At 71.8% G+C, this 26,886-nt stretch carries 18 protein-coding genes and 1 pseudogene; 10 read left to right on the plus strand and 9 right to left on the minus strand.

Annotated features, from left to right (window positions below; genetic code table 11):
• The first annotated feature begins 1 nt into the window (after position 1).
• The 4 genes from WMF43_RS01945 (at position 2) to WMF43_RS01960 (ending at position 9,219) form a co-directional block, all read left to right on the plus strand.
• Positions 2-610: a hypothetical protein gene (locus WMF43_RS01945; protein ID WP_437677062.1), complete on the plus strand. Its 609-nt coding sequence runs from the start codon at positions 2-4 to the stop codon at positions 608-610.
• Positions 611-778: 168 nt separating this feature from the next.
• Positions 779-4,693: a protein kinase domain-containing protein gene (locus WMF43_RS01950; protein ID WP_437677064.1), complete on the plus strand. Its 3,915-nt coding sequence runs from the start codon at positions 779-781 to the stop codon at positions 4,691-4,693.
• A gap of 337 nt (positions 4,694-5,030) precedes the next feature.
• Positions 5,031-5,480 (plus strand): hypothetical protein, encoded by a 450-nt coding sequence (locus WMF43_RS01955; RefSeq protein WP_437677066.1) that lies wholly within the window; start codon positions 5,031-5,033, stop codon positions 5,478-5,480.
• Positions 5,481-5,652: 172 nt separating this feature from the next.
• Positions 5,653-9,219, plus strand: coding sequence for a thioester reductase domain-containing protein (locus WMF43_RS01960; protein ID WP_437677068.1), 3,567 nt, complete (start codon positions 5,653-5,655; stop codon positions 9,217-9,219).
• Between the two features lie 147 nt (positions 9,220-9,366).
• On the opposite strand, the gene WMF43_RS01965 is transcribed toward WMF43_RS01960, so the two are convergent.
• Both WMF43_RS01965 and WMF43_RS01970 read right to left on the minus strand, forming a co-directional pair.
• Entirely contained in the window at positions 9,367-10,176 is an 810-nt protein-coding gene (locus WMF43_RS01965; protein WP_437677070.1) for a class I SAM-dependent methyltransferase, read from the minus strand.
• A gap of 181 nt (positions 10,177-10,357) precedes the next feature.
• Positions 10,358-11,851 carry an aryl-sulfate sulfotransferase gene (locus WMF43_RS01970; RefSeq protein ID WP_437677072.1) on the minus strand — a complete coding sequence of 498 codons (1,494 nt, stop codon included), beginning with the start codon at positions 11,849-11,851 and terminating at the stop codon, positions 10,358-10,360.
• Between WMF43_RS01970 and WMF43_RS01975 the strand changes: the two genes are divergently transcribed.
• On the plus strand, positions 11,850-12,032 hold the full coding sequence (locus tag WMF43_RS01975; RefSeq protein ID WP_437677073.1) for a hypothetical protein: 183 nt from the start codon (positions 11,850-11,852) through the stop codon (positions 12,030-12,032). The two genes, WMF43_RS01970 and WMF43_RS01975, sit on opposite strands and share 2 nt — an antisense overlap.
• A 248-nt stretch (positions 12,033-12,280) precedes the next feature.
• Here WMF43_RS01975 and WMF43_RS01980 read toward each other — a convergent pair whose 3' ends face one another.
• From WMF43_RS01980 to WMF43_RS01990, 3 genes are all read right to left on the minus strand, one after another.
• Complete coding sequence (locus WMF43_RS01980; protein ID WP_437677075.1) at positions 12,281-13,678, minus strand: cytochrome P450 family protein; 1,398 nt, start codon at positions 13,676-13,678, stop codon at positions 12,281-12,283.
• Positions 13,679-14,001: 323 nt separating this feature from the next.
• Positions 14,002-14,412 (minus strand): cupin domain-containing protein, encoded by a 411-nt coding sequence (locus tag WMF43_RS01985; protein WP_437677077.1) that lies wholly within the window; start codon positions 14,410-14,412, stop codon positions 14,002-14,004.
• 299 nt (positions 14,413-14,711) lie between these two features.
• The gene (locus WMF43_RS01990; RefSeq protein ID WP_437677079.1) at positions 14,712-15,257 is read right to left on the minus strand and encodes a hypothetical protein; all 546 of its coding nucleotides are present in this window, start codon (positions 15,255-15,257) and stop codon (positions 14,712-14,714) included.
• A 216-nt stretch (positions 15,258-15,473) separates the two neighbouring features.
• Here WMF43_RS01990 and WMF43_RS01995 point away from each other — a divergent pair.
• Together WMF43_RS01995 and WMF43_RS02000 are read left to right on the plus strand one after the other, a co-directional pair.
• A pseudogene (locus tag WMF43_RS01995) lies at positions 15,474-15,602 on the plus strand (pentapeptide repeat-containing protein); the annotation flags it as partial.
• A 69-nt stretch (positions 15,603-15,671) separates the two neighbouring features.
• Positions 15,672-17,588, plus strand: a complete 1,917-nt coding sequence (locus WMF43_RS02000) for a toll/interleukin-1 receptor domain-containing protein (protein ID WP_437684267.1) — start codon at positions 15,672-15,674, stop codon at positions 17,586-17,588.
• Positions 17,589-18,097: 509 nt separating this feature from the next.
• Here the strand turns inward: WMF43_RS02000 and WMF43_RS02005 are convergent.
• Together WMF43_RS02005 and WMF43_RS02010 are read right to left on the minus strand one after the other, a co-directional pair.
• On the minus strand, positions 18,098-21,004 hold the full coding sequence (locus WMF43_RS02005; RefSeq protein WP_437677081.1) for a protein kinase domain-containing protein: 2,907 nt from the start codon (positions 21,002-21,004) through the stop codon (positions 18,098-18,100).
• A 3-nt stretch (positions 21,005-21,007) separates the two neighbouring features.
• Complete coding sequence (locus WMF43_RS02010) at positions 21,008-21,679, minus strand: RNA polymerase sigma factor (protein ID WP_437677083.1); 672 nt, start codon at positions 21,677-21,679, stop codon at positions 21,008-21,010.
• A gap of 42 nt (positions 21,680-21,721) precedes the next feature.
• On the opposite strand from WMF43_RS02010, the gene WMF43_RS02015 reads away from it, so the two are divergent.
• Entirely contained in the window at positions 21,722-23,017 is a 1,296-nt protein-coding gene (locus WMF43_RS02015) for a serine hydrolase domain-containing protein (RefSeq protein WP_437677084.1), read from the plus strand.
• Positions 23,018-23,045: 28 nt separating this feature from the next.
• Here WMF43_RS02015 and WMF43_RS02020 read toward each other — a convergent pair whose 3' ends face one another.
• Positions 23,046-23,747, minus strand: a complete 702-nt coding sequence (locus WMF43_RS02020; RefSeq protein ID WP_437677086.1) for an alpha/beta hydrolase — start codon at positions 23,745-23,747, stop codon at positions 23,046-23,048.
• A 162-nt stretch (positions 23,748-23,909) separates the two neighbouring features.
• On the opposite strand from WMF43_RS02020, the gene WMF43_RS02025 reads away from it, so the two are divergent.
• Together WMF43_RS02025 and ilvE are read left to right on the plus strand one after the other, a co-directional pair.
• Positions 23,910-24,623 carry an IclR family transcriptional regulator gene (locus tag WMF43_RS02025; protein ID WP_437677087.1) on the plus strand — a complete coding sequence of 238 codons (714 nt, stop codon included), beginning with the start codon at positions 23,910-23,912 and terminating at the stop codon, positions 24,621-24,623.
• 4 nt (positions 24,624-24,627) lie between these two features.
• A complete protein-coding gene (ilvE, locus tag WMF43_RS02030) occupies positions 24,628-25,518 on the plus strand; it encodes a branched-chain-amino-acid transaminase (protein ID WP_437677089.1) in 891 nt (296 codons plus the stop codon).
• 39 nt (positions 25,519-25,557) lie between these two features.
• On the opposite strand, the gene WMF43_RS02035 is transcribed toward ilvE, so the two are convergent.
• Complete coding sequence (locus WMF43_RS02035; protein ID WP_437677091.1) at positions 25,558-26,469, minus strand: LysR family transcriptional regulator; 912 nt, start codon at positions 26,467-26,469, stop codon at positions 25,558-25,560.
• Positions 26,470-26,886: the final 417 nt, after the last annotated feature.

The raw sequence follows: 26,886 nt of genomic DNA on the forward strand, positions 1-26,886 counted from the left end.
AATGAAACAGACCCTCAAGCTCGGGATCTCCGTGGTGGCCATCTCCGTTGCGATCGTCGGCGTCGTCCAGTTTGTCGTGGATCGCTCACCGAGACATCGAGAGCGCGAGTACCGCGTCACGGTCGCCGAGCCGACCCGCGGCGCCAAGGCTCCGGATCGCCACGCGGCTTCGGCGCGGCCGGCGCCCCGAGAGCTCGCGCCGGAGCCGACCGTCGAGCCCGAGCCGCCTGCCCCCGAGCGAGCAGCGGCCGTCGAGCCGACCGCTCCGGAGCCCGAGGACCAGGTGGCCCACGTGGAGGCCCTTTATAGCGGCGAGGCGGTCGACCGCAGCTGGGCTGCCTCCGCCGAGCAACGGCTGGACGAAGGGCTGCGGCGCTACTTCGGGGAGGGGTCGCGCATGGTGTCCGTCGACTGCCGGACGTCCCTGTGCAAGGTCAACGTGTTTCATCAGGGCCTGTCGGAGCAGACCGCCTTCGTCGAGAAGGCGTTTCGCGCGAACGACTACTGGCCGGGCGCGAGGATGGCCTGGAGACAGGCGCACCCCGATGGAAGCGTCACGAGCGAGCTGTACTTCGTGAAGGACGGCGAGCCCCTGCCTCAGCTCAACTAGCGACCGGCGCGAAGGCGCAAAGGCGCAAACCAGAATTTTCTCTGTATTTTTGCGCCTTTGCGCCTTTGCGTTGAAATCTCTCTTCTCTCGCCGTCATCCCTGCCAAGACTTCTGACAGGCCGAACTAGGTCTTGCCGGAGCGGCGAGCGAGGAGACAAGCTGCGCGGGATGCTCGCTGGCAGCGTGATCGACGGTCGCTTCGAGGTGGATACGCTCGCCGGGGCCGGCGGGATGGGGACGGTGTACCGGGCGCTCGACCGGGCGAGCGGCGCGACGGTGGCGCTCAAGCTGCTGCGCGAGTCGGACGCGCAGGCGGCGGCGCGCTTCGTGCACGAGGCGCGGGCGCTCGCCGGCCTGGAGCACCCGCACATCGTGCGGTACGTGACGCACGGAACGGCGCCCTCGGGCGAGCCCTACCTGGTGATGGAGTGGCTCGCGGGCGAGACGCTCGCCGAGCGCCTTGAGCGCGGAGCGTTGCGCCTGAAGGAGGCGATTGCCCTGGTGAGCACGGCGGCCGAGGCGCTCGGGGCGGCGCACGCGCGCGGGGTCGTGCACCGCGATATCAAGCCGAGCAACCTGTTCCTTGTCGGCGGAGCGGTCGAGCGGGTGAAGGTGCTCGACTTCGGGATCGCGCGCCTGCAGATGGCAGCGACGAGGCTGACGGCGTCGGGCATGACGCTGGGGACACCCGGGTACATGGCGCCGGAGCAGGCGCGGGGGCAGCAGGAGTTGCTCGACGCGCGCGCGGACGTGTTCTCGCTCGGGTGTGTGCTGTTCGAGTGCCTGACCGGGGTGCCGGCGTTCCACGGGCAGCACGCGATGGCGCTGCTGGCGAAGCTGCTGCTGGAGGAGCCGCCGCGGGTGAAGGAGCTGCGGCCGGAGCTGCCCGTGGCGCTGGACGAGCTGGTCTTTCGGATGCTGGCCAAGGAGCCGTCGGCGCGGCCGGCCGACGGCGCGGCGGTGGCGCGACGCCTGGCCGAGCTCGGGGAGCTCACGGGCGGCGGCGCGGGCTCGGCGGACGCCAGCGTCGCGCTGAGCACCGGGGACGAGCGGCGGCTGGTCTCGGTCGTGGCGGTCCAGCCGGCCCCCGAGCGCCCGAGCGCCTTGCAGGACACCGTGCCGCTCACGGCGCCGCCGCCGGGCGCGCTCGCGCAGGTGCGTCGCGTGGCGATTCCGCTGGGCGCGCGGGTGGAGCAGCTGTGCGACGGGACGGTGGTGGCGACGGTGACGGGCGCCGGCAGCGCGACCGACGTGGCGGCGCTGGCGGCCCGGTGCGCGCTGCGGATCCGCGCGGCGTTGCCGGAGGCGGCGTGGCGCGTGGCGCTGGTGACGGGCCGAGGCGAGGACACGGGGAGCATCGAGCTCGGCGAGGTGCTGGAGCGGGCGGCCTCGCTGCTCGCGGAAGGCGCGCTGGGCGGCCGCGCGCACGAACCCGAGGAGGGCCGCAGGGGGGTCCAGGTCGATGCGGTGACGCGGGCGCTGCTCGACGTGCGGTTCGAGGTGAGCGAGCACGGAGGCGCTCTCTGGCTGCAGGCGGAGCGGGAGGTCGGCGAGCAGGCGCGCAAGCTGCTCGGCAAGCCGAGCCCGTACGTGGGCCGCGACCGGGAGCTGCGCGGCCTGCTCCAGGTCGTGGAGGGGAGCTTCGAGGACGGGCAGGCCGCGGTGGCGCTGGTGACCGCGGCGGCGGGGATGGGCAAGTCGCGCCTGCGCTTCGAGCTCCTGGAGGTGCTGAAGAGGCGTTATCCCGCGATGGACCTCGGCGTGAGCCGCGGCGACTCCATCGGCGCGGGCTCGGCGTTCGCGATGCTGGCCGGGGCGCTGCGCAGCGCGCTCGGGATCGCGGCGGGCGAGGCCGTCGAGGCGCGCCGCGAGAAGCTCGAGCAGGCCGTGGGCCGCCTGCTCGCCGGCGCCGCGCGCGCGCGGGTGACGGTGTTCCTCGCCGAGCTGATCGGCGCGCCCTTCGCCGACGAGGACCAGCCGCTCTTGCGCGCAGCGCGGCAGAGCCCGGGGCTCATGGCGGACCGCATCCAGGAGGCGTACGTCGGTTATGCGCGCGCGGTGACGGACGCGCAGCCCATGCTGGTGGTGCTGGAGGACCTGCACTGGGGGGATGCGCCCTCGGTCCGGATCCTCGACCGGGCGCTGCGGGAGCTGCGCGACCGGCCCTTCGTGGTGGTGGCCTTCGCGCGGCCCGAGGTCCACGACCTCTTCCCCCGGCTCTGGGGGGACCTCGGGTGCTCGGAGCTCCGGCTGCGCCCGTTGCCGGTCCGGGCGGCCGAGCTCCTGGTGCGGAGCGCGCTCGGCGAGCACGTCGACGCGCGGACCGTCGCTGCGCTGGTGGCGCAGGCCGACGGCAACACGTTCTACCTGGAAGAGCTGCTCCGGGCCGTGGCCGAGGGGCGCGAGGGCGCGCTGCCGGAGACGGTGCTGGGGATGGTGGAGGCGCGACTCGCGGCGCTGGGGGACGAGGAGCGGCGGCTGCTGCGGGCCGCGAGCGTCTTCGGCGAGGCGTGCTGGGCCGGGGGCGTGCGCGCGCTCCTGGGCGCGCCGGCGCCCGGCGAGCAGGAGCAGGATGCCTGGGCCGCGCTCATCGAGCGCGAGATCCTGGAGCGGCGCCCGACGTCGCGCTTCGCAGGCGAGGAGGAGATCGCGTTCCGTCACGCGCTCTTGCGGGAGGGCGCCTATGCGATGCTCACGGGCCGCGACAGGGGCGTGGGGCACAAGCTCGCCGGGGAATGGCTGCTCCGGGCCGGCGAGCAAGACCCCATGGTGCTGGCCGAGCATTTCGAGCGAGGCGGGGAGGCGGCGCGCGCGGCGGAGTTCTACCTGCGGGCCGCCGAGAAGGCGCTGCTCGCCGCCGACATGCCGGCGGTGCTCGCGCGCGCGCAGCGGGGCATCGCCTGCGGGCCGACGGGAGAGGTGCTGGCCTCACTCCACGTCATCTTGTCGAATGTGCTGTTCTTCATGGAGGACAGGACGCAGAGCTACGCTCACGCGCTCGCGGCGCTGGACAGCGCCTCGCCCGGCGGCCTGGCCCACGGCAGGGCCATGGCGAGCGCGCTCATCTGCGCGATCCACTCCAGCGACCGGCAGGCCGCCCACGACCTGCTCCGGCGCGGCAACGCCGCGGATCTCCTCCTCGAGCCCCGGCTCGTGTCCTGGGGGACCCGCAGCATCCTTCTCGCCATGATCTGGGAGGGAATGCCCGATCTGGCCCGGCGCACCATGCGCCGGATCGAGCAGGACGTGGCCCCGGTCGCCCGTGAGGATCACCTCGTGGCTGCGTGGGTCGAGGCCGCCAGGGCGTGCTGGTGCACCCACGTGGAGCGGGATCCATGGGGAGCGCGCCAGCGGAACCGCGCCGCCGCGGAGCACCTCGAGGCGCTCGGCGACGGCTTGAACGCGTGGTTCATGCGGATGCTCGAGGCCGGCGACGAGTGGATGCTCGGCGCCTTCGCCCGTGCCGAGGAGATGCACGACCGCCTCCTCGCATCGCAGGGCGCGCTCACATTCCTGTCGTCGGGGGCGCTGCTTGTCCGGATCACGGTGCAGCTCGAGCAGCGAAGGATCGCGGAGGCGCAGGAACAGGCCGAATCACTGCTGCGGCTGGCCTCGCCGCGCAACGATTTCTTTTTCATCGTCCACGCGCGTCTCCTCCTCTCCGAGTGCCGCCTCCTGCAAGGGGATCTCGCCGGGGCCGAGGGGGAGGTGCACGCGGTCGGGGATCCTGTCAGGCTGGCACCCTTCTTCCGGTCCGTGCGCCTGTCGCTGCTCGCCGAGATCCGGCTCCGGCAAGGTCAGGCCGCGGAGGCCGCCGCGCTTGCCCGCGAGGCATACGCCCTGGAGCGGTCGACCGCGCCGCTCTTCATGCCCCGGCAGGAGACCGCCCCCGTGCTGCTGGCCGAGGCGCTCCACGCGAGCGGCGAGGTGGAGGCGGCCCGCGAGGTCCTCCGCGAGGCGCGCGACGCGCTGCTCGCGCGCGCCGACAAGATACCGGATCCCGCCTACCGGAGGAGCTTCCTGGAGAACATCGCCGCGCGCGCCCGCACGCTGGAGCTCGCACGCGCGTGGCTGGAGGCGTGAGCGGACACGGGGTCTCCCGAGGGCGCTGGAGCTCGCGGCCTGCCGGCGAGCCCGGCGACGCCCGCGGCGTCGCGCCGCGAGCCGCCGCGGCCGCCGCTCGCAGCCGCCGCGGCCGCAGGGCGCGCCCGATGGCGTGATGTCGCCGCGCCTCGGATGGCGCGGATCGGGCGGCGCGTGCGCGAATTGAGCGAGCCTTGCTCAGGTCGCGCCAAGGGGGCCCGAGCGGCCGAGGATCTCCCGCGAAATGGCGCCCTGATTCGGGCGGCACGCGCGCTGCTATGTGGACCGACGTGAACGAGGCTCGATGGCCCGTCACCAAGAACGCAAGGAGCTCATCATGAAGAACCTGCTTGTCGCGCTCACCGCCTCTCTCTTCTCGTCGTTTGCCGCCGCGTGCATCGCGACGCCGAACGAGGCTGGCGAGGTCGAGCCAGATCAAGAGATGACCGAGGAGAGCTCTCAGGAGAGCGTCCAATGTCCCCCGGCTGGGCTCTGCAGGTCCGCCGACATCTCCTGCGTGGATCTCCAGACCACCCCCCGAGCGTGCCGCACCTTGATGCGCTGCCGCGAGTGCGAGGACCGGGTCGAGGACGAGCTCGGGGTGCCGGAGACTCCCGTGGAGTCGAGCGCCCGGGCGCCGGCCGCGGAGGAGCTGTCGGCCCAGGCGCTCTCGTGCCCCTCGCCCGCCACGTGCGCGAGGGCCGAAGCCCGCTGTCAGGATCCCGAGACCACCCCCAGCTGGTGCAGCATCTTGACGCGTTGTCTGATGTGCGGCGAAGGGCTCTGACCTGACGTGGATGGCGAGCCGCTCGTCCTGCTCGCCGCAGGCAAGAGCCTGGCTGGCCGAAGGTCCCCCTGAGATGAACGCAGCCCGAGCAGGCGTGGCGCAAGGCCCGCTCGCTTGACCGTGCACCCCCTCCGACCAACATGCTGCGTCGGTGTCGGTGAGGAGGGGGAACATGGATGTGCCCGAGGAGCGCAAGAGGCAGGAGCGCGAGGGGCTGCTCCGGAGGTCGCTCGATCGTTATCAACGCCGCCTCGAGCAGGATCTCGAGCTCCAGCGGTCCGCTCCCTCCCCCGAGGCCGTCGAGCGCCTCGCCGGCGGAGATCGGCCCAGCATCGAGCTCATCGCCCTCGCCTGCTCGCTCTACGCCGACCGGCCGGCCCTCGGCGCGCGCGCCTTCACGGTGGAGGGCGGCGAGCTCCGCTACCTCCCGAGCTACGACACGCTGAGCTACGCCGAGCTGTGGGCGCGCGTCCAGGCGTTCGCGAGCGGGCTGCGCCGCGGCGGCCTGGTGCTGCCGGGGGAGCGCGTGGCCATCTCCGGGTTCGCGAGCGTCGACTGGATCGTCGCCGACTTCGCCTGCCTCTATCTCGCGGCGGTCTCGGTGCCGCTCCAGACGGGCATGCCCGCGGCCGATCTCCAGCAGATCCTCGGCGAGGTCGAGCCGCGGGCCGTCGTGTGCAGCGCCGAGCAGCTCGACGCCATCGCGGCGGCGCTCGCGAGCTGCCCGGCGGTGCGCAGTCTCGTCGTGATGGATCTCGAGGAGCGGGACGCCGCCCGCGCCGGCGCGGTCGCCGCGCGCATGAAGGCGCTGCGCGAGGAGCACGGCCAGCGGCTCGCGCTCTTCACCATCGCGGACGTGGAGCGCCTCGGCCGGCAGCGCGGGATCGTGCCCCACGCGATCCCCTCGGAGGCGCGCGCCGGCGAGCCCGACCCGCTCATGGCCATCCTCTACACGTCGGGCAGCACCGGGACGCCGAAGGGCGCCATGTTCCCCGAGAGCCTCATGCGCGCGTTGTGGCAGACGCAGGGGAGGGGGCGCGTGGCGCCCGTCGCGTCCATCAGCGTCGGTTACATGCCGCTGAACCACGCCGCGGGGCGCTTCGAGGTGATGCGATCCATCATGGAGGGCGGCGTCACCCACCTCGTCCTCGCCAGCGACATGTCCACGCTGTTCGAGGACATCCGCATCACCCGGCCGACGCGCTTCATGTTCGTGCCGCGCGTGTCGGCGATGATCCACCAGCATTACCAGGCCGAGCTCGTGCGGCGCGGCGCCGGCCTCGGGGGCGGCGCCGCGGATCGGATCAAGGCCGAGATCATGGCCGAGATGCGCCGGTCGTTCCTCGGCGACCGCCTCGTGTATGCGGTGACGGGCACGGCGCCGACGGCGCCGGAGATCATCGACTTCCTGGAGCGCTGCTTCGAGATCCCGATCTACGACGGATACGGATCCACCGAGGCGGGGATGGTCAGCTTCGACGGCCGGCTCTCGCGCGAGGACGTCCTGGCCTTCAAGATCGCCGACGTGCCCGAGCTGGGTTATCGCGCCACGGACAAGCCCCATCCGCGCGGCGAGCTGCGGGTGAAGATGCGCCGGCACGTGCCCGGGTATTACAAGAACGCCCAGGCGACGAGGGATCTGCTCGACGAGGAGGGGTACCTCCAGACCGGCGACATCGTGGAGCTGCACGGAGAGGACGAGATCGTGTGGCTCGACCGCAAGAAGAACGTCCTCAAGCTGGCGCAGGGGGAGTTCGTGAGCACCTCGCGCCTCGAGGGGATCTATGCGGCCATGAGCCCCTTCATCCAGCAGATCTACGTTTACGGGAGCAGCCTGCGCGCCTACCTGCTCGCCGTGGTCGTGCCCGACCGGCGCGCCGTCGAGGCGCACCTCGGGCCGGCGGCGAGCGAGGGCGCGATCAAGCAGCTCGTCCGGGGCGAGCTCGACCGCATCGCGCGCGAGGCGGGGCTCCCGCGCTGGGAGGTGCCGCGCGAGATCCTGATCGAGGCGAGCCCCTTCACCCGCGAGAACGGCCTGCTGACGGCGAGCAACAAGCCCGCTCGCCCGAAGCTCAAGGCGCGTTACGGCGCGCAGCTCGAGCGGATGTTCGATCAGATCGAGCGCACGCAGCTGGAGAAGCTGCACGAGCTCGAGGGGCAGCGCGCGGGCGCGAGCGCGGCCGAGCAGGTCGCGCTCGCGATGGAGGTCACGCTCGGCCTGCACGACGTCGATCCGCGGCAGACCTTCGTGGCGCTCGGCGGGGACTCGCTGGCGGCGGTGCGGCTCTCGACGATGCTGGAGGAGCGCTTCGGGGCCGCCGTCCCGGTGGGGCTCATCCTCGACCCGACGAGCAGCGTGGAGCGCCTCGCCGCGCACGTCGAGGAGCGCGCCGGGGGCGCCGCGCGCGCGGTCACCTTCAGCCAGGTGCACGGCGCCGGGGCGACGGCGGTGCGGGCCGCGGATCTGCGGCTGGAGCGCTTCCTCGCCCCGGAGGAGCTCGCCGAGGCGGCGCGAGCGGCGGCGCCCGCGTCCGCGGTCCGGACCGTGTTCCTCACGGGAGCGAACGGCTTCCTCGGCCGGTTCCTGCTGCTGGAGCTGCTCGAGCGGGCGCCGCGCGGCGGCACGGTGTCCTGTGTCGTGCGCGCGTCGAGCGACGCCGAGGCGCTGGCGCGGCTCCGGGCGGCGTACGGGGCCGATCCCGCGCTCGGGCAGAGGTTCCAGGAGCTGTCGGCGAACGGCCGCCTGGAGGCGCTCGCGGGCGACCTGACGAAGCCGCGGTTCGGCCTGCCGGAGGCCGTGTTCGACCGGCTCTGCGACGAGGTGGACGGCATCCTCCACAACGGCGCGCTGGTGAACCATGCGTTCTCGTATCCCCAGCTCTTCGAGCCCAACGTGCTCGGGACGGTGGAGATCATCCGCCTCGCGCTGCGCCGGCGGCGGAAGCCGGTCGGCTACGTGTCCACGGTCGGCGTCGCCGGCGGGCGGGATCCGCGCGACCCCGTGCGCGAGGACGAGGACGCCCTGTCGCTCTGGGAGGAGCGGCCGACCGACTCGGGATATGCCGTGGGGTACGGGGCGAGCAAGTGGGCCGGCGAGGTGCTTCTCCACGATCTCGCGCGGCGCTTCGGCGTGCCGGTGGGCGTGTTCCGGTGCAGCATGATCATGCCGGATCGGCGCTACGTGGGAGAGGTCAACACGAGCGATTTCCTGACGCGGCTCTTCGCGGGGATCGTGTACACGGCCGTGGCGCCGCGGTCGTTCTACTCCGGCGCGGGAGCTCACCACTTCGACGGTCTGCCGGTCGATTTCGTGGCCGGCAGCATCGCGGCGGTGACCACCGACCTCCGGGCGGGCATCGCGACGTACCACGTGACGAACCCGCACTGGGAAGATGCGGTGTCGCTCGACACGATGGTCGACTGGATCCGGACGGCGGGCTACGAGGTGGCCCGGATCGACGCGTATGCCCGCTGGTACGAGGTATTCCGGGAGCGGCTCGAGGCGCTGGGTCAGCCGCAGAAGCAGCGGTCGCCGCTGCCGATCCTCCAGCAGTGGGCGCGGCCGATCGGCCGGGAGCTGCGGTTCGACACGGCGCGGCTGGCGCAGCGTTTGCGGGAGATCGCGGCGCGGCCAGGGGCGCGGGTCGAGGCCGTGGCGCCGCACCTCACCGAGGAGTACCTGCACAAGTACCTGCGCGACATGGTCGCGGCGCGCGTGATTGCGGGGCGGGCCGGGTAGGCGCCGTCGAGCGGCGGTCGTCGCTTGCAGGGGAGGTTTGGCCGGGCTGGGCGGCCCCCCGGCGAGGGTGGCCGCCGCGCGGCGCGGGGGGCGGGCTGAGCTCGCCTTGGACGTCGTGTCCCCTCCGTGCTGCGCATTCCCGCCCGGTCAGCCGTCCAGCGCTTCGCCCGGGCGGCGCGCGATCAGCGCGTGTCCTTCGAGCACCTCGCGCACGAGGCCGTCCGCGCCTGCATACTTCGCGATCGTCTGGCGGATCTCGACCGCCAGGTCCTCCTCGCGCGACCCCGACCGCCCGTGCCACGTCGCGGCGAACGACAGGGCGCGATCGACGAAGCGCTCCACGGGCGTCTCCCGCCGCTCGAGGACGGAGATGCGCTCGAGGTGGCTGAAGGCGGACTCGAGCAGCACGGCCTCGTTCTTCGTGGACTCGCGGATCTGCGGCCGCGCCGGATCTTCGGTCGAGTACTTGTCGATGAGCGCCTGGAACTCCTTGTGCCACGTGTTGCTCGGCACCTCGGGGTAGCTCTCCCCGAACAGCGCCACCGCGCCGCCCCGCTCGAGCAGGCCGTCGAGCGACTTCAGCGTCTCGACGCGGTCCATCCAGTGGAAAGCGCGGCCGATGGTGACGAGCTTGAAGCGGCCGAGGTGCGGCCCGAGCTCGTACGAGCTCCCCTGGACGAACTGGATCGCGACATCGGCGCGCGCGGCGTTCTCCCTGGCCGCCGCGAGCATCTCGGGCGACGGATCGACCGCGGTCACGGACTTCGCGTGCGGCGCGAAGTCGATCGCGAGGAACCCCGGCCCGGTCCCCAGGTCGAGCACGGCGGCCTCTCGCTTGAGGCCGACCAGATCCGCCACGCGGCGGCTGAGGAGCTTCGGATAAGAGGGGCGTCCGGTCGTGTAGTACCGGGAGGCGGTCTTGAATCGTTCCGGATAAAAGAGCTTGCGTTCTGACATGGTGATGGGACCTCTTCTCGTCATTCTGGCTCTGGCTGAAGGCCAGCGTCGCGCGACGCGGCGCCCGCCGCGGCTCGCCGTGGATCGGCACCTGACCTGCGCTGAACGGCCAACCTGCGCTGAACGGCCAGCCCGCGCTGCGCGGCCAGCCCGCGCTGCGCGGCCAGCCCGCGCTGCGCGGCTACCCCGCGCTGAGCGGCGGCGGCCCGCTCTCCTCGGCGGTGACCACGCAGAAGTCCGCCCTGGCGGCGTAGCCCTGCGCGCCACGGAGCTCCACCACGCGGTCTCGCCCGAGGGCCGCCGCGCCCGGGACGCGGAACGTCGCGACGTCGAGCCGCGGCACCGGCTGCTGGCGGGGCGTCGGGAGCTGGGGCACCCACGAGTACGGCGCGCGGTAGGCGCGGTAGACCAGGTTGAGGGCCAGCGGCGGCTTGCGCCAGTAAGGGCTGATGTATTCCCAGACGATCTCGTGTCCCGGGGTGACCTCGAGGATCCGCCCGTCGGACCCTTCCGTGATGAGCGTGTTGCCGTTCGGCAGCCGCTGGGCGCTGCTGATGAACGGGCTATAGAACCGCGCCGCGTCGAGGGGCATCACGAAGCCCGCCTCTTTGGGCGTGTACTGCCACCGGATCTCCAGGGTGATCGGGTCGATCTCCAGCACCCGCGAGTGGTCGCGCAGGGCCGTCTTGAGCCCCTTCGGCGCGCCGGGGTTGGGGGCGCCGTAGCCTGCCCAGCCCCCGTTGTCGAAGACGAGGAGGTTGCCCTCGCCGGGCAGCCCGCGCGGGATGAGGTGGGCGTGGTGCTGACCGATGATCCAGCCGAGCCGCTGCTCGGCCTCGCTGCCGTCGTACCGCGGTCCGAGCCGCCACACGACCCGCCCCGTCTTCTTGCTGACGATGGCGATGATGTTCGCCTCGCGCGCGTCCCAGATCAGGTTGTCTGGATGGAAGCGCTCGTCGCCGGCGTCGTACCAGCGGTTCGGCCCGAGCAGCGAGAGCGAGTTGATGTGCAGCCAGTCGCCGATCCCGGCGGCGGGGCGGCTCTGGTCGAGCACGCTCCCGCCCGGCGCGCGCAGGTTGGGATCGCGGCGCAGCACGTCGCGCGCGGCCTGGTCGAAGCCGAGCTCCTCGACGTGCTCGTGGGCGCGCCATTGCCAGACGATGTTGCCTTTCCAGTCCACCTCGACGATCTTGTCGTCGAGCAGCGGGTGCTCGGAGATGGCGGGGTTGTGCACGTTCTCGTGCACGAGGAGGAAGGTGCTCCCCCGGTCGACGAGCGGCTCCTGGCCGGGCGCGTAGTACCCGACGGGGTTGCCTTCGCGCTGGAAATCGTGGTGCTGGCGCGCGAACCAGCGCGGCGCCTCCCCGGGATCGGCGATGTGCTCGAGGCCGTCGAAGCGCCAGACCACGTTGCCGTCCCAGTCGACCTGCACGAGGTCGATCTGGTCTTGCGCCCCGTGCAGCGGGTTGCGCTCGCCGGTGCTGCCGAACACCTGCCCTCCGGGCAGGAGTTTGTTGGGAAAGCCGTGGAGCCCGTTCCAGAGCTGCACCTCGCGGCCGTTCATGTCGATGAGCAGCGCCCCGAGGCCTGCGGCCTGGAAGATCGTGTACCCGTTCCAGCTGCGGTCGGGGTCATAGATCGTGACCCCGGTGGGATAGATGGTCGGATGGCCCATGCCTCGCGTCTCCTGGCGGTGGTCGCGGCGCGACGGCGTGCACGGGATGTACCAGGGGCAGAACCTGCAGGAGGAAGGGGTTGCGGCCGCGTGGTGGTGCGGCGGTGCTGCGCCGCAAGCAGCCGCGCAGCACCGCCGCTGGCCGGGGCGCATGGCGCGAGAGACGACCGACCCAGGTTGAGCCGACCGACCCAGCCAACCGACCCAGGTTGAGCCGACCGACCCAGGTTGAGCCGACCCAGATCGATCTAGTTCGGCCTGTCAGAAGTCTTGGCAGGGATCACGGCGAGAGAAGAGATGTTTGAACGCAAAGGCGCAAAGGCGCAAAGGCGCAAAAATACAAAGAAAATTCTGGTTTGCGCCTTTGCGCCTTTGCGCCTTTGCGTTGAAATCTCTCGGGATCCCTGGCCAGGCTCGCGAGGCACGGAACTAGAATAGCACTGGCAGCTCCCGGAACCCGCGCATCCCGCCGGCGGCGCTCCAGCGCAGCCCTTCGGCCGGCGCGGCGAGGCGCAGATCGGGGAGGCGTCGGAGCAGGGTCTCGAAGGCGATCTGCCCCTCGACGCGCGCCAGCGGCGCCCCGAGGCACAGGTGGATCCCCCTGCCGAAGGCGATGTGACGGTGGGCGTCGTCGCGCGAGATGTCGTACCGGTCGGGATCCTCGAAGCGTTGCGGATCCCGGTTGGCCGAGCCGAGGCCGATCGCCACCTGCGCCCCTTTCGGGATCGTCGTCCCGCCGAGATCGATCTCCTCCGTGGCGATGCGCATGCTGCGCGGGTAGTCGACCGGCCCCCAGTAGCGGAGCGTCTCCTCGACCACCCCTCTGGCCAGCCCGGGATCCTGCTTGAAGCGGGCGAGCTGCTCGGGGTGCGTCAGGAGCGCCGCGACGCCGTTGCCGATGAGGTTCACCGTCGTGATATGCCCGGCGAAGTAGAGGAGGAACACCATCGAGAGGAGCTCTTCCTCGCTGAGCGTGTCGCCGTCCTCCTGGGCGTGGATCATCTGGCTGATCATGTCGTCCGCCGGCGCGCGCCGCTTCCGCTCGAACAGATCACGGAGGTAGCCGCTGAACGCCGCGATCAACTTGCGGCTGTGCTCCACGGCCACGGGGTCCCCGAAGCGCTCGGCGCGGATCTCCGCCCACTGCTGGACGGCCTCGCGGTCCTCCTGCGGGATGCCGAGCATGTCGCTGATCACCGTCACCGGCAGCGGGTAGGCGAACGCCTTGATCAGCTCCATCCGCCGCTCCGGCGCCGCCTCGCCGCGCGCGGCCGCCTCCTGCTCGGCCCTGTCGAGCAGGTCGTCGGCGATGCGCTGGACGCGCGGCTTGAGCGCCTCCATGGCGCGGGCGCTGAAGCTCGGCTGGACCAGCTTGCGCAGCCGCGAGTGGTCGGGCGGGTCGAGCATGATCAGCGAGCGCATGATCGGCCGGAACTCCACCGGCACGGGCGGCAGCGTCTCCCGCTGCTCCGGCGTCATCAGCGCGTAGGGGTCGGACGCGAGGCGATCGTCGGCCAGCGCGGCGGCCGCCTCCTCGTAGTGGTTCACGAAGAGCACCTCGCGCACGGGGCGCTCGCCGGCCATCACGCTCTTCTCCTCGTCCTCGTCCCTGAGGAAGGGGTAATGGCGAGTGCGCACGACGGGCCCCTGGGCCCGCATCTCCGTGTAGACCTCGTAGGCCCTGGCCAGGAAGCTCGGATCCGACCTGTCCAGCACCACGGACCCGGCCGCGGGCGCCTCCTTCGGGGCGCCTCCCGCGCCCTCTCTGCTCCCGTGCTGCGCGCGTGTTCCTGTTGCCTCGAGCTCATCCGTCGGTCTCGCCGTCATGGTTTCCTCCGTGTTCGGCTACCTGACCCAGGTTGGAAGCGGCCGGCGACCCGATCCAGGTTGAGCAGCGATCCGACCCTGAGCAGCGACCCGACCCAGGTTGAGCCGGTCGGTCCGACCTGGAGCGACCCGACCCAGGTTGGGCAGCGACCCGACCCAGGTTGAGCCGGTCGGTCCGACCCAGGTTGAGCCGGTCGGTCCGCGCGACCGTCGCATTACAATAATCGCCTGTAGATGTTCCGGCCGCCCGCCTGCTTCAGCGCGTAGGCGAACCCGAGCTCGGGCATCGAGCGCGTGACGATGATCCGGCGGTGCGGCCGCTGTCAGGAGAGCGGCGCCTCTCGATGCGCGAGGTGATGTTGATCCCAGGGGAGCGCGATGCGCTCGCCCGCGGGCGTCTCGACCGTGACCGGCGCTGCGCCGAGCGCGGCGACGACCTGCATCTCGTCTGCGCCCGTGTTTGCGATCTGGTGCGGGACGTTCGCGGGCAGGATGAGCGTCGACCCCGGACCGAACGTCAGGGTGGTTCCGTCGATCTCGCACGTCCCCGAGCCGCTGAGGACGACGACCACCTCCTCGCAAGCGTGCCGGTGCCGCGGCGTCTGCGCGCCGGGGGCGATGGTCTGCATCCAGACCTCGACGCTGCGGAGGCCGTCGCGAGGTCCGGCGAGGGTCTGGTGCGTGAGCCCGGGCAGGTGGAGCTTCTCGATGGACGCGATGTTCAGGACAGTCATGGTGTAATTCTCCATGCAGGTCGTGGTCGGATCCTGCCTGTCGCGGCAGGCCGTCGTGCCCGTGGTACGGCGGTACCTCGCTGGCGTTTCTCTCCGCAGGACGAACGGGGGCGACCCGACCGAGGTTGGGCGACCCGACCCGGGTTGAGGACGACCCGACCCAGGTTGAGGGCAACTCGACCCAGGTTGAGGGCAACCGGGGGACGACCCGACCCAGGTTGAGGACGACCCGACCCGAGTTGAGGACGACCCGACCCAGGTTGAGGACGACCCGACCCAGGTTGGCGGCTCCGGGCAGGTTACCGGCACCCGAGCTGCCGCCGCCTCGCCCGCGCCTGCGCCGCCGAGCGCGAGCGCTCCGCCGCTCCCCACCGCCCGACGACGCTTCCGTACGCCGCGCACGCCCCCGCCTTGTCCCCGCTCGCTTCCAGCGCCTCGCCCAGCCACGCGCTCGCCCACACGTACACGAACGGCTCGTCCAGCGGGATGCACGCGCCCGTCACGGCGCGCAGCAGGGGCACGGCCGCCGCGTGCTCCCCGGCCATCGACAGCGCGCGCCCCGCGAACGCCTGCGCCGTCCACGCGTCGCGCCCGAACTGCTCCGGCCGCGGCGCGCCCCCTAGCTCCGCCGGCATCGCCTGCACCGCCCGCGCCGCCTCGCTCGCCGACGCCACCGTCGCCGCCTCCGTGAGCGCCCACAGGTCTGCCGCCGTCAGCAGCCCGCTCCCGTGCAGCTTCGCGAGCCGCCCTCGCCAGCGCGCATCGAGCGCCGGCGCTTCCTCCCTGCCGCCCGCGCCCTCCCTGCCGCCCAGCAGCAACCCGACCCAGGTTGGGCAGGGCGCCAATTGGGCAGGGCGACCCAACCAACCGGTGAGCGCATGGCCAGCCCCTCACCTCCGACCGCGGGCGCGGCATCGCGACGGCCGCTATCGCCCTCCGGCTCCCGCATGGCCCAAGCCAAAACGAGTAAGCGGCGGTGCGTGGTAGAACCGATGGAGGCTTGCTCCTACCGTGTCAAGTGCAGGTACCAAACCCATGCGGAAATGTGTAAGCTACAACTGATGCACGGAGCCGAGCTGAGGGAGCGCTATGCCCGCGGAGAGCGCGACTTTCGCGGAGCAGACCTAGCTGGCGCGGATCTACGAGGAGTCAACCTGCGCGAGGCGAACTTTCGAGGGGCAAGCTTCCGTGAGGCCCGACTGGGACCCCGGCCGCACGCGATAGTGCTGCGCCAAGCAGCCTTGCTGATAGGTGGGGTGATGAGCACCTCCGTGCTGTTGCTGGTCGCGACTTGGGTGGTCGCGCTTTTTAAGACGAATTTTGTTGATGATAATACCGTTGTTCCCGGGCTGTTTGTTGTTGCATTTGTTGTGACGGCCAACGTCGTTTTTCTTCGTCGCGGCGCTGGCGCTGTCCCTGTCGTTGTCACTGGTGCCACTATCAGCGTCCTCGCTATCGCGGTTGCGGGTGTCGCTGCAGCTACAAAACGTCTGGGTTCGGTTGGCGATGGTGTGTACGTCAGCGTGGAATTCAACTATAGTCTTATCTTTTTTGATTCGCTCGGCTATGCCAACCATGCCGCAGATCGGTCATTCGTATATAATGGTTTAGTCCTGGCCTGCGCCGCATTGCAGTTCCTGGTGATCCTGGCAGTCTGCCGCCGCGCCCTGCGGGGCGATCATCGTCATGCTGGGATACGCCAGCTTATTGTATCGCTTAGGGGTCTAGGAGGCGCCTCCCTGGCCGGGGCCGACCTGCAGGATGCAGACTTTAAGGGCGCCCAGATGTTTGGCACCGATCTGCGAGGGGCCATCCTTCTGCGCACGCGCTTCCGTGGCGCGCGTGAGCTCCACTGGGCACGCTTGGATTCGGGGGACCTGCGCCTTTTGCCTGTACAGAAGCTCCTCGCGTCCGGCGATGGTGCTGGCTTGAATCTCGACGGGATGCGCATGCGCGGAGTTTACCTGCGCGATGCCCAGCTCGTCCGCGCCTGCTTGACGAAAGCCGACTTGTCTGAGGCTGATCTAACCGGCGCCAATCTGCAGGGCGCACGCCTCCGCGGGGCAGATCTCTGTGGGGCCGTAATGGCGCAGGCATCGCTCGACGGTGCGGATATCGACGGAGCGCGCATCGATGCGTTAGCCTACCAGCGTAGCGGTTTCACGCCGGAATTGCTTGCTGATATGCAGCGTCGAGGCATTGAGATCATCGGCCTAGAAGCGTTTCCCGAGGCGGCGCAGGACCGGCTCGTAGGCGAGCGCGAAGGACTCTTTCTATGCTTCAGTACCCGGTTGAGCGCCTTCGATAAGTTGCTGGTGGAGGGAATGATCGTGGGCATACTCGGTCGGGACACGGATTGCTACGTGGCCGAGTACCGCGTGCACGGCGACACCGCCATCGTGCGCCTGTGTGGCTCCCGCCGAGCCGACCTGGAGCGCGTCGCTGACGCCCTATATCTGAAAGTATGGGAGCAGGTGCAGGTCCATCAGACTGCTCTCGTGCGCATGGCGGCGGTGCTCCAACCCAGCACTCTGAAGAGCGGCCTCGACGACCTATTCGGTCGGCGACTCGCGCGCATGGAGCTCCGCGACGCACCACCTCCCGTCGCGGAGGCTGATCGCTCCTCCAATGCGCTGGTCGATGCCTGGCGCCCGATACTCCGTAGAGAGGCACTGCTTCGCTGGACATGGCATGAGCCGACACGCCCAGGAGTGGATCGCATTGAATTGGCTATCCATCCGCGCCGGATGTTTCTCTGCCATACACCCGCCGACCTCGAACTCGCTCGCGAACTCTGCGTCAACCTGAGTGTCCTGCATCGGCAAGGGTTGATTGATGCGTTCCGTCCCGAAGACGTGCTCCCAGGAGCCGTGGTCGCGGAAAGGCTTGCTGAGCGACTTGGTCACGCCGATATTGTCATCTGCTTGATTAGTGCGCAATTCTTCGCCGATGAAGCCTGTGTCCAACAGATGGAGCGTGCGCTGACGCAGAGGATTCAAGCAGGAACGCCCATTGTCGTACCAGTGCTGGCGCGCCCATCGGAGTGGCGGCAGTCGCCGCTTGGTACCCTCCACCCGCTCCCCGAGGACGGATTGCCCGTCACCATATGGTCGAACAAGGATGATGCGTGGCTGAATGTGGTCAGTGGATTGCGCCGTCTGCTTCTTAGCATGTGATCGTGAGTTGAACGAAGGCTCCGGTTGGCGAAGCGCCGTGAATCAGCTACCGCTCGTCCAACGGGTCGTCGTCGAGCAGCGAGAGCTGGCGTATCTTCCGCGGCGTCAGCTTCCACGCGACGAGGTGGCGCTGACCCGTTGGCTCCGCGGATGGCGCCGCGGGCTCGGCGTAGCAGACGACGTTACGCGGGCAACGGGGCCTTTGGAAGCGGAGCAGGAGCAGCGGACGGGCTCGGTGCAGCGCCGCCTTGGACCACGGGAAAGCACCCGCGCCCCTCTGGCAGTTCGCGGGCGTGCGTAGCGGGAGTGCCTTCGCGCTCGGCGTCGCCGTCTCGGGGACGGAGGGCAGCGCTTCGAGTAGCTCCAGCATCCTCCAAATGTGGTTCGTCACGCCAGCCTCCATTGCGGGCGTTACGCGTGTCGACCCGGCTGCGACCGGACTCAGGTTGAAGCAACCAGTAAGGTTGGAGCGAGCAGCGAGCCGACCCAGGTTGGCGGATCCGGGGAGGTTACCGGCACCCGAGCTGCCGCCGCCTCGCCCGCGCCTGCGCCGCCGAGCGCGAGCGCTCCGCCGCCCCCCACCGCCCGAGGACGCTTCCGTACGCCGCGCACGCCCCCGCCTTGTCCCCGCTCGCTTCCAGCGCCTCGCCCAGCCACGCGCTCGCCCACACGTACACGAACGGCTCGTCCAGCGGGATGCACGCGTCCGCCACGGCGCGCAGCAGGGGCACGGCCGCCGCGTGCTCCCCGGCCATCGACAGCGCGCGCCCCGCGAACGCCTGCGCCGTCCACGCGTCGCGCCCGAACTGCTCCGGCCGCGGCGCGCCCCCTAGCTCCGCCGGCATCGCCCGCACCGCCCGCGCCGCCTCGCTCGCCGACGCCACCGTCGCCGCCTCCGTGAGCGCCCACAGGTCTGCCGCCGTCAGCAGCCCGCTCCCGTGCAGCTTCGCGAGCCGCCCTCGCCAGCGCGCATCGAGCGCCGGCGTGCCCTCCCTGCCGTCCGCGCCCTCCCTCCCGCCCATTCTCGCCGCGCGTTCCAGCCACGGATCGGTCCGGTGCAACCCCGAGAACGTCTCATCCACCCCGAGCCGCGCCGTCCATCCGTCCTTGCGCCGCAGGTACGCGACCGCGACCGCGGCGGCCTCCTCGCGGCGCCCCATCTCTTCCAGGAGGTCGACCACGAAGAGCGCGTGCACCCCGTGCGGCAGCCGCTCTGCGGTCCCGGCCACCTCCGCGCCAAGCTCCCCCGCGAGCCGCTCCGCCGCCGCAAGGTCGCCGTCCAGCACCGCGAGCTTCGCGCGCTCGTGGCGCTCCCTCCACGCCTCGTCGCCGCGTAGCCGCGCCCAGCGCCGGCCGAGCGCCTCGAGCGCCGCCTCGCGGGGACCGCCGCGCGCGACGAGCATCGACCCGAGATGGAAGAACCCCTCCGCCGTGTCCGGCGAGCTCGCCGTCCAGCGTCGGGCGTCCGCCTCCGCGTCCTCGCATCGACCCGAGCGCTGGTGCGCCGTGAAGCGGTCGCGGAGGCAATCGACCGCCCCGGGCGCCGCGCGGATGCACCGAGCGAGCGCCTCCATCTTGCCGGCCTCGTCGCCGAGCCGTTCCGCCGCGCGCGCGACGGTCTGCCACCCGTCGGCGTACCCGGGGTCCAGCGCCACCGCGCGGAGGGCCAGCGCGCGCTGCTCCAGCGGATCGGGCGACATCCAGGCGCCTGCCATGGCGATCTCCGCGTCGTCCGGGAACCGGCCGGCGAGCTGCCGGGCCTCGGCCGCGAACCCGGCGAAATCGGGCGGGTCTTCCAGGAGCAGCGGCGCGAGCATGTCGAGGAAGAGGCGGTCGCGCTCCAGCAGCCCTTCGCGCAGCTCGCGCGCCCGCTGGAAGGCGCGCCGCGCCTCCGAGGCCGAGCTGAAGAACCCGGTTTGCGCGAGGCGCAGGTGGGCTTCGGGGCAGCTCGGATCCGCCGCGGTGGCTCGCCGGAAGTGGAGGCGCGCCTGCTCCCAGCCGCCCTGGCGCAGGCTGGACCGCCCGAGGAGCACGTTGGCCGTCGCCGCGGGCGTGCACCTCGCCGGATCGGGCATCGCCGCCAGCGTGGTCCTTGGGCTTGTCGGGGCGGGGGTCGCCTCGGCCGGTGCGGGGCCCATCGCTGGCGGCCGTGGCTGCGCGTCAATCCCGGCAGTGCCCGTCGCGCGTGGGCCGATCCCGAGCGTGCCGATCCCGATCGAACCGAGCCCGAGCGCACCGAGACCGAGCGCGATGGCGCACACAAGCAGCCCGCGCGCCATGCGGCCGCGGTCGTGGCGCGGCCGGCCAGGCTCCGCGCCGCGGTCAGGCCCCGCAGCGCGATCAGCCCCCGCAGCGCGATCAGCCCCCGCAGCGCGATCAGGCTCCGCAGCGCGATCAGGCTCCGCGCCTGTACCCGCCGCCGCCGGGTCGATCCGCTCGAGCGCGTCGAGCACCACGAGGCTCGACGGCGGGCGATCCGCGGGCTCCTTGCGCAGGCACGCGGCGATCAGCGCGTCGAGCGCGGCCGGGACGCCGGCGCGGAGCGACGACGCCCTCGGCGGCTCGTCGCGCTGGGTCGCGACGAGGACATCGAGCGCGGTCGCGCCGCGGAAGGGTCGCTGGCCCGTGATCATCTCGTGGAGGAGCACCCCGAATGAGAACAGGTCGCTCCGCGCGTCCACCGCGAGGCCGCGGGCCTGCTCGGGGGACATGTACCCCGGCGTGCCGAGGATGCGCCCCTCCTCGGTCGCGACCGCCGCGGCGCCGTCGCCTGCGAGGCCGCTCCCGGCGGCGCCGACCGGCTTTGCCAGGCCGAAGTCGAGGATTTTGACCGCGCCGCCGTCGGCGATCATCACGTTGTCCGGCTTGAGATCGCGGTGCACGACGCCGGCCTCGTGTGCCTTCGCGAGCCCGCCGGCGATCCCCCGCGCGACGCGGACGGCCTCGTCGATCGCCGGCGGGCCGCTCGCCAGGACGGCCCGCAGCGTGTGTCCCTCCACGAGCTCCATGGCGAGGAAGAGGCGCTCGCCTTCGGCGCCGACGTCGTAGATCGCCGCGATGCTGGGGTGGGCGGAGAGCGCCGCCGCGCGCGCCTCGCGGAGCAGCCGCGCGTCGAAGCCTGCGCCGGCGAGGTGGCCCGGGAGGACCTTGAGCGCCACCGCGCGGCCGAGGGTCTCGTCGATGGCGCGGTAGACGACGCCCATCCCGCCTTTCCCGAGGACCGACACGACGCGGTAGCGGCCCATCCTTCGTCCCACGAGCGACTCGGGCGGCTCGGGCGGCTGCACTGCGGGCGCGCGTGCGGCGAGGCGCAGGAAGGCGTCTTCCGCTGTGTTACCGGCCGGCTCACCCGGATCGCTCGAGCCCACCGCCTCGCGCTGCGGATCCCACCCCGTCCCGCCGGGCGCCCCGTCCATGGCTCACCCGTCGCCGTCGCGGAGGAGGCCGCGCGCGCGGCCCAGGGCGATGAGCCGCTCGCGCACGAGCTGGAACCGCTTCCGGAGCCGCGCTGCCTCGCGCCGGATCACCTCGTCGTCGGCGCCCGGATCGTCGAGGAACACGCGGGCGAGATCGTTCCAGGCGAGGCCGCGATCGAGGCGCAAGATCAGCAGCGTGCGATCGGCAACCGGGAGCTCGTCCCGTAACTTCTCGATCTCACTTCGTTTTTCGGTGCGCAGGTACGACGCCGTCTCGGTCCGCACCGCGGCGGCCATCCGGTCCACCGCCGAGCACGCCGACAGGTCGACCTCGCGGCGGGCGCGTCTCCCTTCGGCTTTGCCGTGGGTGCGGGACGTGTTGCGCGCGACCACGTAGGCCCAGGTCCGGATCGAGCAGTGCCACCGGAAGCCGGCGAGGCCGCGCCAGAGGTGCTCGCAGACGATCGAGAACAGGTCGTCCGCGTCGCCGCCGCGCGGGTGCAGCGAGAGGAGCAGGCCGTAGAGCTCCGGCCCGTAGACCCGGATCACCTCCGTCGCTGCCCCGTCGAGGTCGCCTGCGTCCCACCGCGCGCGGATGGCGGTCTCGGCGGCGTGCCTCGCGTCGGGCGGCGCCTCGCCCGTGCCGGAGGTTTTTTTCGGTTCGGTCGGGTTCACATCCGGACGAGCGCCGAGTCTACCCGATCGAGGAGTGATGGAATGAACGGCATCCTACGACGGTGGGTGAGCGCCCTGGTGCTGCCCGCCCTGATCTACGTGTGTCCTGCGTGCGAGGGCGGCGGCGGCCACGGGTCGACCACCGAAGGTGGCGGCGCCGGTCCCGCCGCCAGCAGCGGTCCTGCTGGCAGCGGCGGCAATGGCGGCAACGGCGGCGATGGCAGCGGGAGCGAGGTCGGCACCGGCGGCACCGGCGGCACCGGAGAAGGCGGCACCGGCGGCACCGGCGCCTCCCTCGAGCACCGGCTCCAGGCGGCGCTCGACGACACCGTGGCGCTCCAGGAGGTGCCCGGCGGCACCGCCGCGGTGCGGTTCCCCGACGGCGCCGTGTGGACCGGCGCGACGGGGCTCCGCCAGCTCGATCCGCCCGAGCCGATGGCGCCCGGGAGCGTCCTCCGGATCGGCAGCGTCACGAAGACGTTCGTCTCCACCGTGCTGCTCCAGCTCTGGACCGAGGGCGCGCTCGACCTCGACGCGCCGCTCTCCACGTGGCTCGACCTCGTGCCGGACGGCGACGTCGTCACCCTTCGCCAGGTCCTGAACCACACGAGCGGCATCCCCGACTACTTCGAGAGCTCCGCCTTCCTCGAGGCGCTCTTCGCCGAGCCGCAGCGGGCGTGGGCGCCCGAGGAGCTCGTCGCCTACGGCGTCGCGCAGGAGCCGTACTTCGCCCCCGGCGCCGGCTGGCGGTACTCCAACACGAACTACATCCTCGCCGGGCTCGTGCTCGAGGCGGCGACCGGCCACCCCGCCGTGGAGGAGCTCCGGCGGCGCGTCCTCGATCCGCTCGAGCTCGGGTCCACGTTCCTCGACGCCTCCGAGCCGGTGCCGGTCGAGCTCGCGCGCGGCTACTTCTCCAACGAGGAGATCACGCTGCTCGACACCACGACGCGTTACCACGAGTCGCAGGGGTGGACGGCCGGCTCGCTGGTCTCGAGCGCCTCCGACGTCGCGCGGTTCATGGCGGCGCTGCTCGACGTCGACGTCGACGGCGGCAGCGGCCTGCTCGAGGCGCCCGCGCTCGCCGAGATGAAGACGTTCCTCCCGCTCGGACACCCCACCTACACGGGCTACGGGCTCGGGCTCTTCGCGCGGGAGAGCGCGATCGGCCCGACATACGGCCACGGCGGCGCGACCACGGGGTACCTCGCCAGCGCCTACTACGCGCCCGAGAAGGACGTCACCGTCACCGTGCTCCTCAACCTCACGGGCGGCAGCGCCGACGCGGACGCGGTCGCCGACGCGCTCTTCGAGGTGCTCGGCGACGCCGCCTTCTGAACCGGTTCAGGCCCGCCGCCGGCGCGCCTCAGCCGCCCGCCGCCGCGAGGATCTCGCGCACGATCGCGACCACCTCGCCGGGGCGCGACAGGAAGGGAGAGTGGCTCGTGCCCAGCCGCCGCACCGCGCCCGCGCGCTGCGACATCGCCTCTTGCGCGAACACGGGGATCGCGTTGTCGCGCTCGCAGATCACGTACGTGGACGGCAGCTCCCGCCAGGCCGCGTTGCGCAGCGGCTGCGTGAACGCCGCCTTGGCCTGAGGCTGCAGCGCCGCCTCGGCGGCGGCCGCGACCTCTTCCGTGCAGTCGTTGTAGAAGACGTCGCGCGGGTTCGCGGTCGTCACCGTCTTGCCGTCCGCCGAGGTGATCCACCACGGCGGCTCGTTCCCGCCGATCGCCGACAGCAGCGAATCCCCGCGGTCCAGCTGGAACGCGCACAGGTAAACGATGTGCGCGACCTTGCCCGTCCCGGCGGCCACCTCCGTGACCGGCAGCCCCCCGTAGGAGTGCGCGACCACGATCGCCTTCCCGGGCACCTCCGCGAGCGCCGCCCGCACCACGTCGGCGTCCGCCGCGAGGCTGCCCAGCCGGCCCGCGTCGGGCCCGGCGCTCGGCAGATCCGGCACGCGGACGTCGATGCCGCTTTCGATCAGCTGGCATGCGACCTGGGACCAGCACGACGGCCGGTGCCAGGCGCCGTGGACGAGGACAACCGAGGGGGCTGCGCGCATGGGCTCTCCTTGCCTCCGCTGCTCGCGGGGCGAGACCTCCGGACGTTATCCGAGCCGGTCGATCGGCACCAGCGCCCGCGTGGCCGGCGCCCGCGACCATCCGCGCCCTGGACCGCGGCCCGCCCGTGGGGTAAACCATATACCGGAACGATATTCCGAATAATGGAACGATCTGGAACCGTCGACAAGGCCGTGCGCGCCCTCGAGGCGCTGCACTCGAGCGGCGGCAGCGCCTCCCTCGCGGAGCTCGCCGCGCGGCTCCGCATGCCCAAGGCCACGCTGCACCGGCTGCTCGCGTCGCTCGCCGCGCACGCCCTGGTCGAGCAGGACGGCGAGGGCCGCTACCGGCTCGGCGTCGGCCTCATCCGCCTCGGGCTGGGCGCGCAGGCGCTCGACCCCGTCGCCCGCGTGGCCAGGCCCGAGCTCGAGCAGGCGGCGCGCGCCTTCGGCGAGACGTTCTTCCTCGTCGCCGCGCGCGGCGGCCGGCTCGTCGTGCTCGACAAGGCGGAGGGCACCGGCGTCCTCCGCGCCGCGCCCACCGTCGGCGCCGAGATCCCCGTCGACGTGACGGCGAGCGGCCGGCTCTACCTCGCGCACGCGCCGGAGCTCGTGGGCGCCGCGGACGCCGGCCGCGCCGCGCCGCGGGCCGTGCAGCAGGCGAAGAAGCGCGGCTACGACGTCAACGAAGGCGAATGGATCGACGGGCTGACCGTGATCGCCGCCCCGGTGCTCGCGCGCGGCGGCCTGCACGGCTGCGTCGCCTGCGCCGCCGCGTCGCCGAACCTGCGCGGCCAGCGCCTCGAAGCCGCTGTGCGCCACACGCGCGACGCCGCCGACAGCGTCGCGCGCTCTCTCCAGGGTGAAAGCAAGAGGTGACCGCATGAAGACATGGATCGATGGGCGAATCGTCGACGCGGCGGATGCGACCGTGAACGTCGCCGACCACGGGCTGCTCTACGGCGACGGCATCTTCGAGGGCCTCCGCGTCATCGCCGGGCGCGTCTTCCGGATCGAGCGCCACCTCGCCCGGCTCCAGGTCGGCGCGAAGGCGATCGGCCTGGAGCTGCCGCGCTCGCCCGACGCCCTCCGCGAGATCGTGGAGGAGACCGCGCGCGCCCACGGCGAGCGCGAGGCGTACGTCCGCCTCGTGGTCACGCGCGGCGTGGGCCCGCTCGGCGTCGACCCCACGACCTGCGAGCGCCCGGGGCTCTTCTGCATCGTCGGCGCGATCCGCCTCTTCAGCGACGAGCAGCGGAGGCGCGGCCTGGATCTCATCACCTCGAGCCACCGCCGCCCCAACGCGGACGCGCTCGACATGCGCGTGAAGAGCCTCAACTACCTCGGCTCCGCGCTCGCCAAGCTCGAGGCCCGGCAGCGCGGCGCCGACGACGCGCTGCTCCTGAACGCGCGCGGCCACGTGGCCGAGGCGAGCGTCGCCAACGTGTTCACGCTGCACGGCGACGTGCTCTCGACCCCGCCCGCCACCGACGGCTGCCTCGAGGGCATCAACCGCGCCGCCGTGATGCAGATCGCCCGCTCGATCGGCCTCGAGGTCAGGGAGCGCTCGCTCGGCCGGCTCGACTTCTTCGGCGCCGACGAGGCGTTCCTGACGGGCTCCGGCGCCGGCGTGATCGCGATGCGGAGCCTCGACGGCCGCACCCTCGGCGCCGGCGAGCAAGGCCCCGTCACGGCCCGCCTCACCGCGCTCCACCGGCGGCTCGCCGAGACCGAGGGCTCCGAGATCCTCCCGGCCTCCAAGGGCCAGAGCTGACCGGGATGAGGCGGTGATCGGAGGCGGGGAGCAGGAACGTCAGCACTCGCGGGCGATGTCCGCGAACAGCCCTCGCAGCCAGGTGTGCGCCTCGTCCTTGGCCTGCCGCTCGTGCCACACCTGATCCAGCGCGAAGCCGCCGAGCTCGACCGGCGGCTTCATGACGCGCAGCGCCTCCATGTCCGCGAACACCCGCGCGACGCGCGCCGGCACGGTCAGCACCAGATCGGTCTGGGCGACGATGAGCGGCGCCACGAGGAAGTGCGGGATCCGCAGCGCCACGCGGCGTGAGAGCCCCTGCTTGGCCAGCACCTCGTCGACCTGGCCGCCGGCCTCGCCGCGCGGGCTGATGAGCGCGTGCGGCAGGCTCGCGTACGTCTTGAGCGTGAGCTTGCTGCGCACCGCCGGGTGGTCCTTCCGCACGACGCAGACGAAGCGCTCCTCGAGCAGCCTTTGCCGGTAGAACCCCGCGGGCACCGAGGGGAACAGGCCGATGGCCAGATCGAGCTTGCCGGTCTCCATCGAGCCGAACATGTCCTCGTCGTAGGAGCGCGCGATCAGGTCGACGTGGGGCGCGTCGGAGAAGAGCTTCTGGACGAGGCGCGGCATCAGGACGAGCTCGACGTAATCGGCCGTGGCGAGCGTGAACGCGCGGCGCGCCGTCGTGGGCTCGAAGCGGGCGCGGCGCACGACGTTCGCCTCGATCTCGGCGAGGGCCGCGCGGACGGGCCCGATGAGCTCCTGCGCGCGCGGCGTCGGCGTCATCCCCCGCGGCGTGCGCACGAGGACCGGGTCGTCGACGAGCGCGCGGAGGCGCCCGAGCGCGTGGCTCATCGCCGACTGGCTGAGCCCCACGCGCGCCGCCGCGCGCGTGACGCTCCCCTCCGCCAAGAGCGCGTCGAAGACGACGAGCAGGTTCAGATCGATGGAGGCGAGATGCATCGTGTGCATGGCCTCCATGCTACTTATGAGTTGGTCACGCGCCATGAGGAGGCATGCTGTCGGGCCGTGAAGCGACACGAACCGACTCCGCCGCACCGTGATTCGATTTGTGAAGAAGCGTTGACTTGTTAAAATGCGTTAATTTGTAAAGATGCGTTAAGGTCCTCGACGTGGCGGGGACTCCGCTGCACCCGAACTCGAGGGCTCGACGCCACGAGGCGGAGGGCGAGATCGCGGCGACGTCGGGGTCGCAGCCGCAGAGCCGGCCTGCGGTCTTCACCCGTCTTCGCGAGACCAGGAGGAAGGTGGGCGACGGGGGGCGGGCTCGCCGCACGGCGTGTGGACGGCACGGAGCGGCGTCGAGGCTGGCCAACGCCGCACAAATCGGTAGGGTACGGGCCCCGGCGAGGCCGGTGCGCCAGGTGC

Origin of the sequence: Sorangium sp. So ce131, assembly GCF_051519095.1 — a bacterium.
Classification (GTDB): Bacteria; Myxococcota_A; Polyangia; order Polyangiales; family Polyangiaceae; genus Sorangium.